The organism is Chryseobacterium sp. DT-167 (genome assembly GCF_058310155.1).
Genome location: NZ_JBZEEQ010000001.1, coordinates 11,919 through 28,019, shown reverse-complemented (window position 1 = coordinate 28,019; position 16,101 = coordinate 11,919). Strand labels below are relative to the sequence as shown.

At 34.5% G+C, this 16,101-nt stretch carries 15 protein-coding genes; 5 read left to right on the top strand and 10 right to left on the bottom strand.

All coding sequences use genetic code 11. The features are described 5' to 3' along the window. Positions 1 to 331 precede the first annotated feature (331 nt). Positions 332 to 2,764 carry an alpha-ketoacid dehydrogenase subunit alpha/beta gene (locus AC4FQ5_RS00125; RefSeq protein WP_491140471.1) on the bottom strand — a complete coding sequence of 811 codons (2,433 nt, stop codon included), beginning with the start codon at positions 2,762 to 2,764 and terminating at the stop codon, positions 332 to 334. Positions 2,765 to 2,902: 138 nt separating this feature from the next. On the opposite strand from AC4FQ5_RS00125, the gene AC4FQ5_RS00120 reads away from it, so the two are divergent. Further along, positions 2,903 to 3,199 (top strand): hypothetical protein, encoded by a 297-nt coding sequence (locus AC4FQ5_RS00120; RefSeq protein WP_491140470.1) that lies wholly within the window; start codon positions 2,903 to 2,905, stop codon positions 3,197 to 3,199. A gap of 59 nt (positions 3,200 to 3,258) precedes the next feature. On the opposite strand, the gene AC4FQ5_RS00115 is transcribed toward AC4FQ5_RS00120, so the two are convergent. The 4 genes from AC4FQ5_RS00115 to queA all read right to left on the bottom strand — a co-directional run bounded on the left by AC4FQ5_RS00115 (position 3,259) and on the right by queA (position 7,541). Continuing rightward, positions 3,259 to 4,236, bottom strand: a complete 978-nt coding sequence (locus tag AC4FQ5_RS00115) for a polyprenyl synthetase family protein (RefSeq protein WP_491140469.1) — start codon at positions 4,234 to 4,236, stop codon at positions 3,259 to 3,261. A 163-nt stretch (positions 4,237 to 4,399) separates the two neighbouring features. Then, the gene (locus AC4FQ5_RS00110) at positions 4,400 to 5,278 is read right to left on the bottom strand and encodes a hypothetical protein (RefSeq protein WP_491140468.1); all 879 of its coding nucleotides are present in this window, start codon (positions 5,276 to 5,278) and stop codon (positions 4,400 to 4,402) included. A 78-nt stretch (positions 5,279 to 5,356) separates the two neighbouring features. After that, on the bottom strand, positions 5,357 to 6,391 hold the full coding sequence (gene rlmN, locus AC4FQ5_RS00105) for a dual-specificity RNA methyltransferase RlmN (RefSeq protein WP_491140467.1): 1,035 nt from the start codon (positions 6,389 to 6,391) through the stop codon (positions 5,357 to 5,359). Positions 6,392 to 6,491: 100 nt separating this feature from the next. Further along, the gene (queA, locus tag AC4FQ5_RS00100; protein ID WP_491140466.1) at positions 6,492 to 7,541 is read right to left on the bottom strand and encodes a tRNA preQ1(34) S-adenosylmethionine ribosyltransferase-isomerase QueA; all 1,050 of its coding nucleotides are present in this window, start codon (positions 7,539 to 7,541) and stop codon (positions 6,492 to 6,494) included. 199 nt (positions 7,542 to 7,740) lie between these two features. Between queA and AC4FQ5_RS00095 the strand changes: the two genes are divergently transcribed. Next, positions 7,741 to 8,433 carry an AIM24 family protein gene (locus AC4FQ5_RS00095; protein WP_491140465.1) on the top strand — a complete coding sequence of 231 codons (693 nt, stop codon included), beginning with the start codon at positions 7,741 to 7,743 and terminating at the stop codon, positions 8,431 to 8,433. Positions 8,434 to 8,584: 151 nt separating this feature from the next. Here AC4FQ5_RS00095 and AC4FQ5_RS00090 read toward each other — a convergent pair whose 3' ends face one another. The 4 genes from AC4FQ5_RS00090 to AC4FQ5_RS00075 all read right to left on the bottom strand — a co-directional run bounded on the left by AC4FQ5_RS00090 (position 8,585) and on the right by AC4FQ5_RS00075 (position 12,321). Further along, positions 8,585 to 9,088 carry a DNA-deoxyinosine glycosylase gene (locus AC4FQ5_RS00090; RefSeq protein WP_491140464.1) on the bottom strand — a complete coding sequence of 168 codons (504 nt, stop codon included), beginning with the start codon at positions 9,086 to 9,088 and terminating at the stop codon, positions 8,585 to 8,587. Positions 9,089 to 9,267: 179 nt separating this feature from the next. Further along, positions 9,268 to 11,262 (bottom strand): S9 family peptidase, encoded by a 1,995-nt coding sequence (locus tag AC4FQ5_RS00085; protein WP_491140463.1) that lies wholly within the window; start codon positions 11,260 to 11,262, stop codon positions 9,268 to 9,270. Positions 11,263 to 11,495: 233 nt separating this feature from the next. Beyond that, positions 11,496 to 11,840 (bottom strand): phage holin family protein, encoded by a 345-nt coding sequence (locus AC4FQ5_RS00080; protein WP_491140462.1) that lies wholly within the window; start codon positions 11,838 to 11,840, stop codon positions 11,496 to 11,498. An 82-nt stretch (positions 11,841 to 11,922) separates the two neighbouring features. Beyond that, positions 11,923 to 12,321 (bottom strand): PaaI family thioesterase, encoded by a 399-nt coding sequence (locus tag AC4FQ5_RS00075; protein ID WP_491140461.1) that lies wholly within the window; start codon positions 12,319 to 12,321, stop codon positions 11,923 to 11,925. 191 nt (positions 12,322 to 12,512) lie between these two features. On the opposite strand from AC4FQ5_RS00075, the gene AC4FQ5_RS00070 reads away from it, so the two are divergent. Then, positions 12,513 to 13,094, top strand: a complete 582-nt coding sequence (locus tag AC4FQ5_RS00070; protein WP_491140460.1) for a hypothetical protein — start codon at positions 12,513 to 12,515, stop codon at positions 13,092 to 13,094. Between the two features lie 126 nt (positions 13,095 to 13,220). After that, the gene (locus AC4FQ5_RS00065) at positions 13,221 to 14,528 is read left to right on the top strand and encodes a DEAD/DEAH box helicase (RefSeq protein WP_491140459.1); all 1,308 of its coding nucleotides are present in this window, start codon (positions 13,221 to 13,223) and stop codon (positions 14,526 to 14,528) included. A 58-nt stretch (positions 14,529 to 14,586) separates the two neighbouring features. Here AC4FQ5_RS00065 and AC4FQ5_RS00060 read toward each other — a convergent pair whose 3' ends face one another. Beyond that, positions 14,587 to 15,477 carry an SMP-30/gluconolactonase/LRE family protein gene (locus AC4FQ5_RS00060; RefSeq protein WP_491140458.1) on the bottom strand — a complete coding sequence of 297 codons (891 nt, stop codon included), beginning with the start codon at positions 15,475 to 15,477 and terminating at the stop codon, positions 14,587 to 14,589. An 82-nt stretch (positions 15,478 to 15,559) separates the two neighbouring features. Between AC4FQ5_RS00060 and AC4FQ5_RS00055 the strand changes: the two genes are divergently transcribed. Then, positions 15,560 to 15,910: a MerR family transcriptional regulator gene (locus tag AC4FQ5_RS00055; protein WP_491140457.1), complete on the top strand. Its 351-nt coding sequence runs from the start codon at positions 15,560 to 15,562 to the stop codon at positions 15,908 to 15,910. Positions 15,911 to 16,101: the final 191 nt, after the last annotated feature.

The following is a 16,101-nucleotide window of genomic DNA, read 5'->3' as shown; positions in this document are numbered from 1 at the left end:
AAATGCCATTCCAAAAAACATTAGAAAACAATTTTGTAGGAAATCATTATTGTCATTATTCTGACAATTTTAGATATTTTTAAGCTTGTTAATAGACCGCTTTGAGATTTTTTCTTGAAGTGGTTTTTTTGTAATTTCCAGTTCAAGTTTAACAGTTTTTTGTCATTCCGTAGGAATCTAAGTTTTCGTTTTAAAATATATATTTAGATTCCTACGGAATGACAAACTGTATTTATTAATTATATTTTAAACAGAGTTATAGTTTTCAAAAAAAATCTAAAAAAACCGCTTCCAAAAAGAAAGCGGTTTCAAAATTTATCTAAAATCTCAATTAAAATATCGCTGGATATTTCTCAGGATTTGTTTCATTAAATAAGGCATAAATTCTTTCTACCATATCATCTGAAGATGGCTTAGAGAAATAATCTCCGTCACTTGCATATGCAGGTCTGTGATCATTTGCAGCAATCGTCAATGGATCAGAATCTAAATATCTGAACGCTTTTTGTTTCTCTAAAATCTGCTGAAGAATAAACGCTGAAGTTCCGCCTTGCACATCTTCGTCGATTACGACCAATCTGTTGGTTTTCTTCACGCTCTCAGCAATTTCATGCGTTAAGTCGAAAGGAATTAATGACTGAACGTCAATAACTTCTGCAGAAATCCCTAGTTTTTCTAATTCTTCTGCTGCTTCCATCACAATTCTCCAGGTCGAACCGTAAGTCACCAAAGTCACGTCTTTTCCTTCTTTGGTCACTTCAATTTTTCCGACAGGAACCGTAAATTCACCTAAGTTATCCGGTTGTTTTTCTTTTAATCGGTATCCGTTCAGACATTCAACAATAACAGCTGGATCGTCACTTTGAAGCATAGTATTATAGAATCCGGCAGCTTTTGTCAGGTTTCTTGGAACTAAAACCAAAATACCTTTAGAAAGATTTAAAATCCCCGCCATTGGCGAACCTGAATGCCACACTCCTTCTAATCTGTGACCTCTCGTTCTGATGATTACAGGAGCTTTCTGACCGCCTTTTGTTCTGTACTGAACTGTCGCCAGATCATCGCTCATTCCCTGTAAACAATACAAAATATAATCTAAATACTGAATTTCAGCGATGGGTCTTAAACCTCTCATCGCCATTCCGATTCCCTGACCAAGAATGGTCGCCTCACGAATTCCGGTATCAGCAACACGAATATCACCGTATTTTTCCTGCATTCCTTCCAATCCTTGGTTTACGTCACCGATATTTCCGGCATCTTCACCAAAGACTAAAGTTTGAGGATATTTTTCAAATATTTTATCAAAATTGTTTCGCACCACTACTCTTCCGTCGACATCTTCGGAAGTTTCAGAATAGACAGGTTTGATTTCTTTAATATTTTCAGCTTTCCACTGAGACTGAGAATATAAGTGAGAAGAATAATTGTCTTTTTCAACCTCAAAAATATCATTGTATTTCTGCATCAATTGAGTTCTCTCAGCAGAATCTGTTCCTCTTGTTGCCAACAAAGATTTTCTCACCAAATGGAAAACATCTTTTTTAGCTTTTGAAACCAACTTATTATATTGATTAACATACACTTCAATTTCAGAATTCTGTCCTTTCAGGTTTTCAACTAAAGGTAAAACTGAAAAAGCCAACTCAGTAAGCGTTTTCTGATAGTTTTCCCAAGCTGATTTTTGTCCAGCTTTCACTTTTTTCTTTGCTTCTTCATCGATTGCATCCAATTCTTCAACACTTGCAATGATCTCTTCGTTACCTTCAATTTCGATTGAATAGTTTAAAATCCATTCTCTAAATTTCAGTAATCCGTCAAAATCTGCTTCCCAAGACAAACGGTCTTCATTTTTATATCTTTCGTGAGAACCTGAAGTTGAGTGACCTTGAGGCTGGGTTACTTCAATCACATGAACAACCACAGGAACAGATTCTGTTCTCGCAAAATGTTCAGCTTTTGCATAAGCATCCAACAAAGCCGGATAATCCCAGGCTTTCACCTGAATAATTTCACAACCCTGATTTTCACCTTCTTTCCTTTGGAATCCGCTTAACATTTCAGCAATATCAGCTTTTGCTCTCTGCTTCATGGTAGGAACCGAAATTCCGTAACCATCATCCCAGATTGAAACAATCATCGGAACCTGTAGTGCACAAGCAGCGTTTAAAGTTTCCCAGAAATGACCTTCAGCAGTTGAGGCATCACCAATTGTTCCGAAAGCAATTTCGTTTCCTTCGTTGGAGAATTTTTCTGAACCATCAAATTTTACGGTTTTATATATTTTTGAAGCTTGTGCTAAGCCCAATAATCTCGGCATTTGTCCGGCAGTCGGAGAAATATCAGAAGAAATATTTTTCTGCGCCATCAAATCTTTCCAGCTTCCGTCTTCATTTAAACTTCTTGTGGCAAAGTGACCGTTCATCTGTCTTCCGGCAGATGCAGGTTCTCTTTCAACACTTGTATCCGCATATAACTGTGCAAAGAAACTTTCAACCGATAAAGCATCGATAGCCAATGCAAAAGTCTGATCTCTGTAGTATCCTGAACGGAAATCTCCGTCTTTAAAAACTTTCGCCATTGCTAATTGCGGCAACTCTTTTCCGTCTCCAAAAATTCCGAACTTCGCTTTTCCGGTAAGCACTTCTCTTCTGCCCAGATAAGACATTTCACGAGAGATTCTTCCTAATTTATAATCTTCAAGTATCTGATTTTTAAAGTCTTGAAAAGAAATCTGCTGAGTTTCAATATAGGTTGTCTGCATAGCCAAATATTAAATATTTTTTAATTCTGAAGTATTTTGCTAATATACACTTTTTATATTAATTTTAATTTTCAAGAATGTTTTTTAAAAATTTGATAATGAAAAAAAATGTATTTACTTTGAATAAAACTCTGTAATATGGAAAAAAAATCTACACATATTCTCAATGCATCGTCTAATCTTTTGGGATTTTCGATGATCATTATCACCTCATTAAAAATCACCAAAACAAGCCATCATACATTTTTAGACGAGTTTGCGGGGATTGCATGTGTGTTTTTTGCATGCAGCAGTTTATTTTCCTTTATGTCGATACGATCCAGAAAAGAAAGTCTGGGGAATAGATACGAGAGTATTGCGGATTATTTATTTTTAATCGCTTTATTTTGTATTATTGTAGCTGTGATTATTATAACAACGACAATAATGGATTAAAATTCCTGTTTTTTTGTTTTCTTTAAATTAACATTGAAATTTTGATGCAGAATTTGTAATTAAAATTTTCTTTCGATCACATAATCCAACATCATGTGCAGAGATTTTCGCACTTCAGAATCAGGAAATTCATCAAGAATATTTTTTGCCTTCTGCTGAAAATCTTTCATCATCTGAATTGCATAATCTAAACCGCCTGAACTTTTCACGAAAGCAATAAGTTCTTTTACACGTTTTTGATCATTGTTGTAACGTTTTATGGTGTTGAAAAAGTATTTTCTTTCAGTTTCGCTGGCAATTTTTAAAGTATGAATTAAAGGCAGCGTCATTTTCTGTTCTTTAATATCAATTCCAACCGGTTTTCCGATCACGTTTGAACTTAAATAATCGAATAAATCATCTTTGATCTGAAAAGCCATTCCCGTGTACGTTCCAAACTCCATCATTTTCTTGGCTAAGTTTTCATCGGCTCCATTTGATAAAGCTCCGATTTCACAACAAGCAGCAATTAAAGTAGCTGTTTTCTGGCGGATGATTTCGTAATACACATCTTCGGTAATATCCAGTTTTCTGGCTTTTTCCAATTGAAGAAGTTCACCCTCAGACATTTCTCTGATGGTTCTTGAAATCACGGAAAGCAAATCGTAATCTTTATGGTCTGTAGAAAGTAAAACCGCTTTTGAAAGTAAGAAATCACCTACCAAAACAGCAATTTTATTTTTCCATAAAGCATTAATAGAAAAGAAATTACGTCTTTTAAAACTCTCATCCACAACATCATCATGCACCAAAGTTGCCGTGTGAATCAACTCAATCATTGAAGCACCACGATAGGTTTTTTCATTGACACTCCCGATCAGTTTTGCACAAAGAAATACAAACATCGGACGCATCTGCTTCCCTTTTGTGGTAACAATAAAACGGGTAACTTTATCGAGTAAAGCGACTTTGCTCTGCATGGATTCATAAAACTTCTGTTCGAAAAGTTTCATTTCCTCATTGATCGGTCGTTTGATTTCTTCTACAATATTGGCCACTATCTGAGAATGATGGGTGAGTATTTATTAATTCTCACAAAGATAATTTTTTTCATCTGTTTATTTCTAATTTTTTTTAAAAGGTCAGATGGAAAATCCAAAATTATATCCATGTAGATAAAAGAAAGTTTTATCACAGGTTTTTCAGCCAATTTTAACAGAATTAAAGTTTGAGCTTTTCTTTAGGGATAAAATAAAAAAACGGGTTGGTTTTCTTGATCGGTGAATAGAATTTTTCTCCTGAAATATAAATTCCTTTTTCGTCAACGGCAATTCCTTCGATCTGTCCAATGGTCAATGCACTTCCTAAATAAAGATGTTTTGGATTTTCTTTGAAAAAAATTCCTGGATCTGTTTCATTAAAAACATCTAAAAAAACCTCAGTTTTCTTGGTATACCCTACAACATAAAGTTTCTTTTCATGATAATAAGCATCTGTAACCACAAAACCCGTTTTGTAAGATTCTATTTTCTGAGCAGCCTGATTTTCATAATTTTCAGGATCAATTGTATAATGCGTTGTCGATTTTGAAGCCCATTCTTTGGTGAAAATGTGAATTTTTCCGTTTAAATACATCATCGATTCCAAATCGTAATCTGTAGAAATATTTTTTGAAGTAAAATCATTTTGTTCAGGATAATAAAAAGAAATGACTTTCATTAAATTATTCTGCAATTCGTTATTTTGAAAAGGAATTTTATAGATTTTTAAATCTTTTCGGGTTCCTGAATTATTACCAAAATCTCCGATGTAAAAATTTTGTCCGTCATTGGCTAAAGCCTCCCAATCTTTGTTTTCTGCACTTGTTTTTAACACTCTGAGAATTTTTCCTGAAATTTTATCAATTTCATATAATTCTGCAGAATTTCCGCTATCATTGAAAGTATATAATTTTCCGTCAAAAAAGTTCAGCCCAGAAGTTTCTTGGATCGAATCGTTTAAAACTGAAACTCTGAATTTTTTAAGCTTAAAAATTTCTGCCTGCTGAGAAAAAGCAATTTGAGAAAAACAAATGATTAAAAGCAGAATGGTTTTTTTCATTCTGCAAAAATAGTATTTTAAGTGTAAACTGATCGTTAAGATTGATCAAGCCATTATGACGCATTGATCTTTATATACTTATTCAGCGTTTTTATTCGCTAACTGTCCGCAAGCGGCATCAATATCGCCACCACGACTTTTTCTGATCATTACGGTAATTCCTGCGTTTTCTAACTGACGAACGTAATTTTCTTCCGCCTGTTTGTTGCACTGGTCATATTTCCCGTCACCGATTGGGTTGTACTGAATCAAGTTTACTTTAGAAGGAATCTGTTTGCAATATTTAATTAAAGCTTTAATATCTTCATCTCCATCATTGATACCTTTCCAAACGCAATATTCAAAAGTAACTACAGAACCTGTTTTTTTGTACCAGTATTGAAGTGATTCCATAATATCCGTCAATGGAAACTTATCTGAGAACGGCATGATTTCGTTACGCTTAGATTCAATCGCCGAGTGTAAAGACAATGCTAATTTCACACGCAATTCGTCATCTGCCAACATTTTGATCATCTTCGGAATTCCGGATGTAGAAACGGTAATTCTTCTTGGCGACATTCCCAAACCTTCCGGCTGAGTGATTTTTTTTATGGCTTCCACCACGTTTTTGTAATTCATCATCGGCTCACCCATGCCCATAAAAACAATGTTGGTCAACGGTCTGTTGAAATACATTTTGCTCTGGCTATCAATCAATGCAACCTGATCTACGATTTCAGCGACTTCAAGATTTCTCATCCTTTTAAGTCTTGCTGTAGCGCAGAATTCGCAATTTAATGAGCAACCGACCTGCGAAGAAACACAAGCTGTTGTTCTGGTTTCTGTCGGAATTAAAACAGATTCAACCATTAAACCATCGTGAAGCTTAACCCCGTTTTTAATGGTTCCGTCTGAGCTTTTCTGCAGCTGATCTACGGAAACCGGATTGATGGTATATTCTTCGGAAATCTTGTCCCGAAGCTGCTTTGAAAGATTCGTCATCTCCTCAATCGAATGCAGATTTTTACTCCACAGCCAGTCGTAAACCTGCTTCGCACGGAACGGTTTTTCTCCTAAAGAAGCAAAATAGTCTTTAAGCTGATCGAGTGATAATGTACGGATGTCTTTCAAAGTATTGTTTATTATAGATTTTAAATTATAAATTTTAGATTATAACCCTTTAAAAATCAGGATTCAATCTAAAATTTATAATCTATAATTTTAAAATTAATTACAAAATAAGCATTGCATCTCCGTAAGAATAGAATTTATACTTTTCTTTAACGGCTTCTTCGTATGCATGCATGATAAAATCTTTTCCTGCAAACGCTGCAATCATCATTAGCAGTGTAGATTTTGGAGTGTGAAAATTGGTAATCATCGTATTTGCAACCCCGAAATCATGAGGTGGATAAATGAATTTATTTGTCCAACCCTGAAATGCAGAAATTTTTCTGTTTGAAGAAACCGAAGTTTCAATTGCCCGCATCGTGGTCGTTCCTACAGCACAAACTTTTCTGTTTTCCTGAACCGCTCTGTTGATAATCTCAGCATTTTTCTCATCAATGATGATCTCTTCAGATTCCATTTTATGCTTAGAAAGATCCTCTACTTCAATCGGGTTGAATGTTCCCAAACCTACGTGAAGCGTTACCTCAGCAAAATCAATTCCTTTGATCTCCAATCTTTTCATCAGATGTCTTGAGAAATGCAGACCCGCAGTAGGTGCAGCTACAGCCCCTTCAACTTTAGCATAAATCGTCTGATATCTTTCAGCATCTTCCGGCTCTACATCTCTTTTGATATATTTTGGAAGTGGAGTTTCTCCCAATTCTTTCAGTTTGGTTCTGAATTCTTCGTAAGAACCATCGAATAAAAATCTTAAAGTTCTGCCTCTTGATGTTGTATTGTCGATCACCTCTGCAACCAAAGATTCGTCTTCAGTAAAAAACAACTTGTTACCAATTCTGATTTTTCTTGCCGGATCTACCAAAACATCCCAAACGCGGGTTTCTTTATCAAGCTCTCTTAAAAGGAAAACCTCGATTTTGGCTCCTGTTTTTTCTTTATTTCCGTAGAGACGTGCAGGGAAAACTTTTGTATTGTTGAAAATGAACAGGTCTTTTTCATCAAAATAATCTACAACGTCTTTAAATAATTTATGTTCAATGGTCTGAGTTTTTCTGTCAAGAACCATTAGTCTTGCTTCATCTCTATGTTCTGATGGATGCTCTGCCAATAATTCTTCAGGGAGATCAAAATTAAAATCGGATGTCTTCATTTTTTAAATTACGGTTTAAAAATTATACAAAAATTACGGATGTAATTTTTCGGACTGCAAATATACAACATTCAATACCCCTTTGTCAAGTCTTTATTTTACAATCGGTACTGGCAGGGAATATAAAGTGCCACATTTTTTTATTTAATGAAATTATACAGCAAAAAAAGAGTATTTTAGTCAGATTAAAATTACACCTATGAGCAAATATTCTTTAGAAGAATTCGTAAAAGAAACCAAAGAAAATCCTCTTGAAAGAGACTATTTTGAGCTGGAAAAACCGGCACTTTTAGAAATCAATCTCAATAATCAGGCAGTCTGGACAAAAACCGGAAGTATGGTCGGTTATGTAGGAAGTATCAATTTTGAAAGACAGGGAATGCTTTCCGGCGGACTGGGAAATCTTTTGAAAAAGGCCATAAGCGGAGAAGGTGCAAAACTGATGAAAGCAGAAGGAACCGGCAAATTATACGTTGCCGATTCAGGGAAAAAGGTTAGAATCTTATATTTAAACAACGAAACTCTTTTCGTGAATGGAAATGATGTTCTAGCGCACGAACAAAGTGTTAAAAGTGACATTACAATGTTGAAAAGCATTGCCGGAATGATGTCTGGAGGACTTTTCCAGGTAAAACTTTCAGGAACAGGTCATATCGCAATCACTACTCACGGTGAACCACTGACTTTAATGGTAACTCCCGACGCTCCTGTATTTACAGATCCGAACGCTACCGTTGCATGGTCTGGAAATTTAAGTCCGGAACTGAAAACAAATGTTTCTTTCAAAAGTTTAATCGGAAGAGGAAGTGGTGAAGAATTTCAAATGAAGTTTTCAGGTAATGGATGGGTTTTGATACAGCCATATGAGGAAGTATATGTTGTGGAAAAGTAGATTTAAGCTATATAAAGCAAATTAGCATCATCACTTTTTATTGTAAATAATGTAAAACAAAAAGAATCTTTGTCGTTTCGAGCAATCCACAGAATATTGAATTTCAAACAGTATTAGATTCCTGCGGAATGGCAAAGATTATTAGTAAAAATTATACTTGATTTTCATTTATATATTCTAAAATCTTTTTCCATTCTTCTAATTTCTTTTCAAAAGAAACGGTGTGAAGAGGACTTGTTGATGGCAATAAATAAATCGGAATTCTGAAATTTTTACCTAAAATTTTCTGCAAGTTTTTATAAGACTTTCCGCCATTGCAGAAAATTGCTTTGATATTTGGATATTCTTCTAAAAGTTCTGCAATCTGATTGGCTTCTTCATTCCTAATTTCAGAATCTAAGCTTCCTTTTCTTTCGCACGAATCGATGACATCCCAAAGTGCAACATGATGCTTCTTTAAAATTTGAATTCTTTCATTGTAATCTTCTGTAAACTCTTCGTGAAACAGTTCAAAAATAATTTTCCAGAATTTGTTTTGAGGATGTGCATAATATTGTTGTTTTTCTAAAGATTTCACGCCGGGAATCGAACCTAAAATTAAGATTCTAGAGTTTTTATCTATGACTGGAGGGAATGAAGAAATTCTGTTTTGCATGACTCAAATTTATAATTTTGGTTAAACCCTGATGTATTTAAACAAAAAACGGGCTAAAGCCCGCTTGTATTTGTGTTGTTTTTTTTAAATGTGTAAACTTTGAAATATTAAACCACCCGTCAAAAATTCTTTGAATTTCCGCCACCCTCCAAAGAAGATTAATTATGAGAGGAAGTTTTTTATAAAGTTTCTTTGAGCCAGTCAAAGAATTCTCTTTGCCAAACCAATCCGTTTTGAGGATGAAGAACCCAGTGATTTTCATTCGGGAAATAGACTAATTTTGATTTTAATCCTCTTAATTTTGCAGCCTGGAAAGCTTCCTGACCCTGCTCATAAGGCACACGGAAATCAATTCCCCCTTGCACGATCATGATCGGTTTATTCCATTTGTCAACAAAATTGCTTGGATTAAATTCTGTGTATGCTTTTGGAAGTGGCTTTTCCCAAGGCGAACCCAAATCCCAATTGGCAAACCAAAGTTCTTCCGTAGTTAAGTACCAAGATTTCATGTCAAATAATCCGTCGTGAGCGATGAATGTTTTGAATCTGTTGTTGTGAACTCCTGCCAACATAAATACGCTGTAACCACCATAACTTGCGCCTACAGCTGCAACTCTGTCACCATCAACATAGGGTAAAGTTTTAGCAAAATCTGTTGCCGCCAAATAATCTCTGATGGGTTGCCCGCCCCAGTCTTTTGAAATTTCTTCGTTCCATTTTGTTCCCCAACCCGGCATTCCGCGACGGTTTGGCGCAACAACGATGTATCCGTTTGCTGCCATTAAAGCAAAATTCCATCTTGTGCTGAAAAATTGAGTTAAAGCAGATTGCGGACCTCCCTGACAATAAACTAAAGTTGGATATTTTTTATTCGGATCAAAGTTGGGCGGATAATGAAACCAAACTCCCATTTCTTTTCCATCTGAAGTTTTTACCATTTTTAATTCAGATTTACCTTGAGCTAACTTAGAATACATCTCTTTATTGGCTTCTGTAACCGGCTTCAACTCTCCGTTTTTAAGATTTACAGAATAGAGTTCTGAAGCATGATTAATATCTGTTTTTGAAACCAAAAGTGCCGTTTTCTGGTCAGCAAAAATTTCATTAACATCAAAATCACCTTTTGTAATCTGCTGAACTTTTGAGGATTTTGCATCTAAAGAAAACACTTGTTTCGTTCCTCTGAAAGCTGCTGTGAAATAAATTGATTTAGAATCTCCACTCCAGAAGACATCACCAGAAACACTTTCGTCCCAAGCTTTTGTAAGATTTGAAGTTTTCCCAGATTTCCAATCCATCAGTTTGATGTCGTTTTTATCGGCTTCATATCCGTCTCTTTCCATACTCTGCCAAGCCAGAGATTTTCCATCGGGACTGAATTTTGGATTTACATCATAACCTTTGTTTGTTTCAGTTAAGTTTTTAGTTGTTCCTGAAGCTAAATCGTAAGCAAAAATATCTGTATTTGTACTTGTTGCATATTCTTTTCCGCTTTTGGGTTTTGTAACATATAAAAGTTGAGAAGAATCAGGACTCCAGATGAAATCTTCTGCTCCACCGAAAGGTCTTTGAGGAGAATCCCAGGTTTTTCCTTCCAGAAGATCTTTTGCAGAATCAACTTTATCTGAGATATCCACTACAAAAACATGATTGTATTTTCCTTCGTTAAAATAATCCCAATGTCTGTGATTCAGATCTGTGTATACTTGTGCAGTAGTTTTTGGAGTATCAGCATATTTATCTTTCCCCATCAGTTTTTCTACTGAAACCTGTTTACTGAAAGCTATTTTTTTGCCGTCGGGAGAAATTACAATATTATCGGCTTCACCGATTGCATAAAATTCAGTCCAACTTTTTCCGTTATCTTTTGAGAGAAAAATATTGTCGCCTTCCTGAGCGTAAATTCCGTTTTTATCCCATTGAATCAATGCTTTTTTGCCTAAATCAATTTTAGAAGACTGATTATTAAGAACATTCAGGAAATAGTTTTCGTTCTTTGTTTTTTCTGTTTTAAGATCAACCTGTCCGACTTTATAAATAAGTGAAGACTGATCCGGTGAAACTGCCTGTACTCCGACTTTTTTAAGAGTCCAGAGAATTTCAGGTGTCATTAATTGTTGTGCATTCATTAAAAACGGAGTTGCCAAAGCAAGCAGACTATATTTAAGTTTCATAAAAAAATTCATTTAGTGAACATATAAATCAAACAAAAACTTATACATTCTTATTAAATCCAAGGTTGCCAAAGTTAATATTTTAAATAAAAATCAACGAAAGAATTAACAGTTTTGTTTAAATACAAATCAAAGATTTGATGTAGTAAGCCATGAAAATCTTTTTCCAAATATCACCAAATAAAAAATCGCCAGCTGAAACTGACGATTAGATTAATATAAATGGTTTATATTTAATTTTCATCTGAAAACATAGAATTCGCCAACGAAGTAACAATTGTAAGCAGAATACTAAATATAAATGCCCACCAGAAACCGTTGACAACCATTCCGTCAATAAAATAATCTGCGATAAGAACGATTGCTGCGTTGATAACCAAAGCAAATAACCCTAAAGTAATAATGGTAAGCGGTAATCCGAAAAGACTGAGAATCGGTTTTACAAATAAATTGAGTAATCCTAAAACAATTGCAAAAATAATTGCTGATCCAAAACCGGCGAATTCTACGCCCGGCAAAATTTTTGTGAGTAAAAACGCCACAACAGCAGTGATCAATAGTCGAATAATTAAGTTCATAGTATTTTATTTTTATGTTATCCTTATTTAACAAAACTCATTCCAATTCATAAGAAAATGTATTAATCCCGATTGCATCCAATTATTTTATCTTCATCATTGTAACCAACGAAGTTGCAACATGGCTTTCTGAAGTATGATCTTCGTTTACTGTATAAATTTCTGTTCTGATCACGCTAATTTTACTTCCACCCTTCACCACATAAGCTTTAGAAACCAACGCATCGCCAATCGCAGGACGCAGATAATTCACTTTTAACTCGACAGTTACCACATAACAGTCTTCCGGATAATGGCTCACTGCTGCGTAACCAGACGAAACATCAACCAATGAAGCGATCATTGCGCCATTGAACATTCCGGCGGTTCGGGTCATCATTTCCATTTTTGGAATTTTGATAGAGACAAAATCGGTTTCTACTTCAAGAAGTTCTGCGTTATAAAATTTCAACGTTTCTGAGCGGCTGAAACTGTCGGTCATGAGTTTTCTTTTCTCGGGAGTCATAGAATATTGGTTATTGGTTATTGGTTATTGGTTATTGGTTATTGGTTATTGGTTATGCAAATTTCTTTAAAATATTTTGAATTTTCATTATAATCACTTTTACACCTCAACTGCAATAAATACTTTAGCTATGTTTAATTGTTTAGATTCAATATTGAATAATAAAAATGCAAAAAAATACCTTTCACAGTAAAAATTTTACAATTAATGGAATTAAAATCCCTGAATTTGAACTTAGAAGTGGGAACATAATAAGAATATATATTCCTAATTTTAATGACGAAAATGACTCGTTAGGTTTTGACTTGACTATAGAATTAATCAAACGATTCCAGAAAGAAAAAGCTAATTTACCTTGGGCAAAAAATTACCAGCAAAACACTTTTATGGCATTTTTCAATCCGTTGACAGTCAACAAATACTTAATTAATGTAATGAAAATCAATAAAGTAAATGCAATAAAGATTATTGAAGAACTGAAATTGAGTCCAGATAAAAAGTATGAGCATTTAAGTTTTAACAATAAAAAGGCTCTTGCTATAAAAGCACTTTTCGAAAAAAATGATACTATTCTTTTTGATTATCATGGTGTTTCATTAATGGGAATTGGATTTTTAGAAAAAATAGTAAATACAGAAATAAATAAAGGTAAATCTGCAATTGCTTTTGATAATTTACAATTCGCACATGAAAAAGAACCTTATGAAAATATTAAACCGATAAAAATTAGTCCAGGAAAGGCAACTTAATTCTATGCCTTATTGTGTTTAAAATAAAATTTTTTGCCCACGGTTTTAATATTACCAAAGCAATAAATCAAAAGTCAAGATCTCATTAAAATAGGTTGAATTTCCAAAATCCCTTACCTTTGCAAAATGGAATTAGAATCTATTTATAAAAAACTGCAGATTCAGGATATGAATCAGATGCAGAAATCTACATACAAAACTACGGAAAACAACACAGATGTTGTATTACTTTCGCCTACAGGATCTGGGAAAACATTAGCTTTTTTGTTTCCTGTTCTAAGAAATCTTAAGAAAGAATCTACAGGAATTCAGGCGTTAATTCTGGTTCCGGCAAGAGAACTGGCTTTACAGATTGAGCAGGTTTTCAAATCAATGGGAACTGATTTCAAAGTTACGGTTTGCTACGGCGGTCACGATAAAAAGATTGAGATGAATAATCTTAAGGAAGCTCCTGCAGTACTCATCGGAACTCCGGGAAGGATTGCCTATCATATGAGAAATAAAAATCTTGATGTAAAAACGATTAAAAACCTTGTACTTGATGAATTCGACAAAGCTTTAGAACTTGGTTTTCATGATGATATGGAATACATTATTGAGAATATGTACAACCTTTTTCAGAGAATCCTGACTTCAGCAACTTCTATGGATGAAATTCCGAAGTTTACGGGTCTGAAAGATGAAAAAATAGTTGATTTCTTAAAATTAGGTGAAAATAAACCTGATATTCAGTTAAGAAAAGTGATGACGATTTCTGAGGAAAAACTTGATACATTATTTCATCTGATTTGTAAAATAGGAAATAAAAGAACGCTGATTTTCTGTAATCACCGAGAAACCGTTGATCGTATTGCTGATCTGCTTTTAGATAAAGGCATCGCAAGAGAAACTTTCCACGGAGGTATGGAACAGGACGAAAGAGAACGTGCTTTGCTGAAATTCAGAAATGATACAGCGAGAGTTTTGATCACAACAGATCTTGCTGCACGTGGATTAGACGTTCCTGAAGTAGAATCGATTGTTCATTATCAATTGCCGACAACAGAAGATGCATTTATTCACAGAAACGGACGTACTGCAAGAATGAATGCCAAAGGTTTTGCTTATCTGGTGATGACTGAAGAAGAAAAATTCCCATTCATCAAAAAAGATACGCCTGAAGAATCTGTAAAAGAATTTTCTAAAGTTCCCGCTAATCCGCCATTTCAGACTTTATACATCAGCGCCGGAAAAAAAGATAAGGTGAATAAAGTAGATATCGTAGGATATTTATTGAAGAAGGGTGAATTGCAGAAAGAAGATTTAGGTTTGATTGAAGTAAAAGATACGACTTCCTACGTTGCCGTTTCAAGAACTAAAGTTAGAGAGTTATTGAAAAAACTGAGCACTGAAAAATTGAAGGGCAAGAAAGTGAAAATGGAGGTTGCTTATTAAAATTAAGGTAAAGGTTAAGGCTGAAAACTTCAACCTTAACCTTTGCTTTACCCTCAATCTACCTCAATCCTTTTGTCTTAGTCGTCAAAGTATAGACTGATTTTGAAGCGGTAATAAATAAAACATTCTTATTTTCTCCGCCAAAAGTTACATTACCAGTCCAATCTTCCGGAATTTTGATATGGTGAATCTTTTCTCCTTTATTATTAAAAACTGTAACACCATTGCCTGTTATATACAGGTTTCCTTCTTTATCAAGTGTCATTCCGTCTGATCCCATTTCGCAAAATAATTTCTTTTCCGAAAGTTTTCCGTCACCTAAAATATCGTAGACATAAGTTTTTCCGGCATTAATATCTGAGACGTAGAGTTTCTTTAATTTTGTACTTCCAATGATTCCGTTCGGCTGCACAAAAGTTTCTAATTTTGAAATTTTGCCGTCTTTATTTCTGTAATACAGATTTTTCTCAGGAATTTCCACTTTAAAATTTTCCCAGTAATCTCTTTCATACAAAGGATCTGTAAAATAAATTCCGCCATTTCCATCTAACCAAAGATCGTTCGGACCGTTTAATCTTTTCCCTTCAAAACCTTTAGACAAAACTTCTACAGATTTATCTTTTGAAATTTTCCAGATTTCGCCTTCTTTATCTGAGCAGGTAATCAGATGGTCATTTTCGTCAAAATAAGTTCCGTTGGCACGTCCGGTTTTATCGAGAAATTCTGTGATTTTATTGGTTTTCCAGTCCCAGACATAAATTTTATCGTTCGGCTGGTCGGTGAAGTAGACATTTCCGGCTTTGTCAGCTGCCGGTCCTTCTGTAAAAGTAAATTGGTCTGAAACTAATTTTGGTTCGGTATTATCAAACATAGCATTGTAATTTTGTGATTTGCAACTGAGGAATGCCAAAACCAAACCAACAAGACCTAAATTCAATATCCTTTTCATTCTTTTTATTTAAAGCCGACAATTTACGATTTGCGAAGTAGTTTAAAAAATATTTATCTTTGAATTTTCAGGATCAGCTATAATGAAGACAAATTTACCCGACAAACTGTATTATTCGATAGGAGAAGTTGCCAAAGCATTCGATGTAAACGCTTCATTGATACGATATTGGGAACAGGAATTCCCCATCATAAAACCTAAAAAAAATAAAAAGGGAAACCGTTATTTCACGCCGGAAGACATCAAAAATCTGAAGATCATTTATCATTTGGTGAAAGAAAAAGGCTATACTTTGGACGGTGCCCGTGTTGCACTGACTACAAACTCAAAAATTTCTGAAACAATTTCTCTCATCGACCGATTAGAATTTGTGAAAGCAGAATTGCTTAAACTGAAAGATTCTTTGGTTGAAAAAGATAGTGAATCAATATAATTTCAATGATAAAAATCGAACGGAAATACCTTATTATCATGATTGGTGTCACAATAGCTCTGCTGACTATGGGTTTTATTTTTGAAGCCAATACTATTGTGATGAGTGCTCTTATTGGTTTATCCGCAGGTTCTCTTGTACAGCTCTTCATTCATAACAAGAGAACAAAATAAGTTTAATTTTTTCGGAAA

Coding starts and splice junctions, on each gene's coding strand:
- AC4FQ5_RS00090 (WP_491140464.1), bottom strand. CDS start 9,088: ATGCAAAACAGAATTTCTTCATTCCCTCCAGTCATAGATAAAAACTCT.
- AC4FQ5_RS00085 (WP_491140463.1), bottom strand. CDS start 11,262: ATGAAACTTAAATATAGTCTGCTTGCTTTGGCAACTCCGTTTTTAATG.
- AC4FQ5_RS00125 (WP_491140471.1), bottom strand. CDS start 2,764: ATGCAGACAACCTATATTGAAACTCAGCAGATTTCTTTTCAAGACTTT.
- queA (WP_491140466.1), bottom strand. CDS start 7,541: ATGAAGACATCCGATTTTAATTTTGATCTCCCTGAAGAATTATTGGCA.
- AC4FQ5_RS00075 (WP_491140461.1), bottom strand. CDS start 12,321: ATGACCGACAGTTTCAGCCGCTCAGAAACGTTGAAATTTTATAACGCA.
- AC4FQ5_RS00055 (WP_491140457.1), top strand. CDS start 15,560: ATGAAGACAAATTTACCCGACAAACTGTATTATTCGATAGGAGAAGTT.
- AC4FQ5_RS00095 (WP_491140465.1), top strand. CDS start 7,741: ATGAGCAAATATTCTTTAGAAGAATTCGTAAAAGAAACCAAAGAAAAT.
- AC4FQ5_RS00110 (WP_491140468.1), bottom strand. CDS start 5,278: ATGAAAAAAACCATTCTGCTTTTAATCATTTGTTTTTCTCAAATTGCT.
- AC4FQ5_RS00060 (WP_491140458.1), bottom strand. CDS start 15,477: ATGAAAAGGATATTGAATTTAGGTCTTGTTGGTTTGGTTTTGGCATTC.
- AC4FQ5_RS00065 (WP_491140459.1), top strand. CDS start 13,221: ATGGAATTAGAATCTATTTATAAAAAACTGCAGATTCAGGATATGAAT.
- AC4FQ5_RS00070 (WP_491140460.1), top strand. CDS start 12,513: ATGCAAAAAAATACCTTTCACAGTAAAAATTTTACAATTAATGGAATT.
- AC4FQ5_RS00080 (WP_491140462.1), bottom strand. CDS start 11,840: ATGAACTTAATTATTCGACTATTGATCACTGCTGTTGTGGCGTTTTTA.
- AC4FQ5_RS00120 (WP_491140470.1), top strand. CDS start 2,903: ATGGAAAAAAAATCTACACATATTCTCAATGCATCGTCTAATCTTTTG.